Genomic DNA, 1719 nt, shown 5'->3' on the forward strand with positions numbered 1-1719 from the left:
CTCTTGTTGGTTATTGTGGTTGTAAGAATCCAGGAGTAAGCGGTGCGAACCGCACCTTTACTTGTATAGCTGTTTCTGTAAGCATTGTATTTACTCATGCCTAATTTAATTAGATTCTTTCTCCTGTTCTTAGGTGTTTTCCACTTTGTCCATATGCACGCTCTTAGGCGAATCCTCGTATGGGAGTCAACACGGTCCAAAAGGCTTTTCATATAACCTATCCTAAAGTAATTAACCCAACCTCTTATGAGTTGGTTAATCCGTTCCACTTGATACTTCGTATCAACACTCCAATTTCTTTTGGTTAACTGTTTCAGTTTATATTTGAACGTTTCGATGGATGTCTGATGTGGCTTTGCTTTATACTCATGACTTTGGTAATCTATAAAGAAGCCAAAACCAAGAAACTTCAAATCAGGGTTATTGGGTTTGGTTACTTTTGATTTCGTTGTGTTGACGGTCAGGCCAAGCTTCTCTTCGATAAATGTTGATACCGAGCGCATAACGCGATTCGCGGACATCTCGCTTTTGACCATAATGATACAATCATCAGCGTATCTAACGAAGCGAAGGCCTCGATTGTCGAGTTCTTGGTCTAACTCGTTCAACATAATGTTACTTAACAACGGGGATAGATTGCCACCTTGTGGTGTTCCTATGATGGTCTCCTTATACCCTTCATCTAATTGCACCCCACTTACTAGAAATTTTCTAATGAGTGAGATCACATCGCCATCTTTCACCGTTCTCGAAATAAGGTTCATAAGACGGTCATGATTGACCGTATCAAAGAAACGTTCAAGGTCTATATCCACCACCCATTCGTAACCTTCATTCATAAATTCAAGTGACTGACGTATTGCCATTTCAGCGTTTCGTCCTGGTCTAAACCCATAACTATGTTCATGAAATTGTGGGTTAAACTTGGAAGTTAGAACTTGTGTTATTGCTTGTTGAATAACCCGATCAACCACAGTTGGAATGCCTAGTAGGCGAACTCCCCCATTATCTTTAGGAATCTCAACCCTTTTGACTGGTGCTGGTTGGTACTCTCTTCGTTTGATTTGGCGGATGATATTCTTTTGATTTTCCACCATATATGATGGCAACTCTTGAATCGTCATGCCATCCACACCAGCAGCACCTTTGTTTTTAATGACGCGTTTTTGTGCCTCGTCAAGATTATCTTTCCTAAGAATCAAGTCCAACAGTTTTTCATCGTACATGCTTGTTACTTCCTTTCTTTCTCGTAAAGATGGTATCCACTTTAACGCGGTATGCCAGTGGTCTTTTTCCTCTTCCAATCGAGATTTCCGTAACCATAAAATTGTTCAGCCCTTCGCTCTTTCTAACTTTCGTTAGATGTCTTCACTACTACGGCTTCAGCTGACTTCTCATCATCCAAACTTATATCACTACAAGTCTTTGATGTAGATGATGAGACCTCCCTGGTTAAGGTGCGAGCTCTTTCTCTCCATCTATCTGCTATATTTACACCGTATGATATGAGTAGCTATAGGACTTCAACTTCTTTAGCAGTCTTATCCTCATACGTTGCCTCTTATATAGTTCCTATTCGTCAGACCAGAGATTTGTCTAGGGCTTCCTTCAGATTCCATGTCACCATGGACACCCTTGCCTTCGACTATGTGCTTACCGCTACTAGGTCACACTCGGGACTTTCACCCGTTAGAGCTCACCCATGCCAGGCAAACTAAA

1 protein-coding gene is annotated in these 1719 nt (G+C 41.2%); it reads right to left on the reverse strand.

What is annotated here, in order from left to right; all coding sequences use genetic code 11:
• On the reverse strand, window positions 1-1226 hold a 1226-nt coding region (gene ltrA / locus FHR85_RS14265), incomplete at its 3' end, for a group II intron reverse transcriptase/maturase (protein WP_243864275.1).
• Between the last annotated feature and the right edge of the window lie 493 nt (window positions 1227-1719).

The sequence above is a fragment of the Alkalibacillus almallahensis genome (assembly GCF_011761495.1).
Classification (GTDB): Bacteria; Bacillota; Bacilli; order Bacillales; family Alkalibacillaceae; genus Alkalibacillus; species Alkalibacillus almallahensis.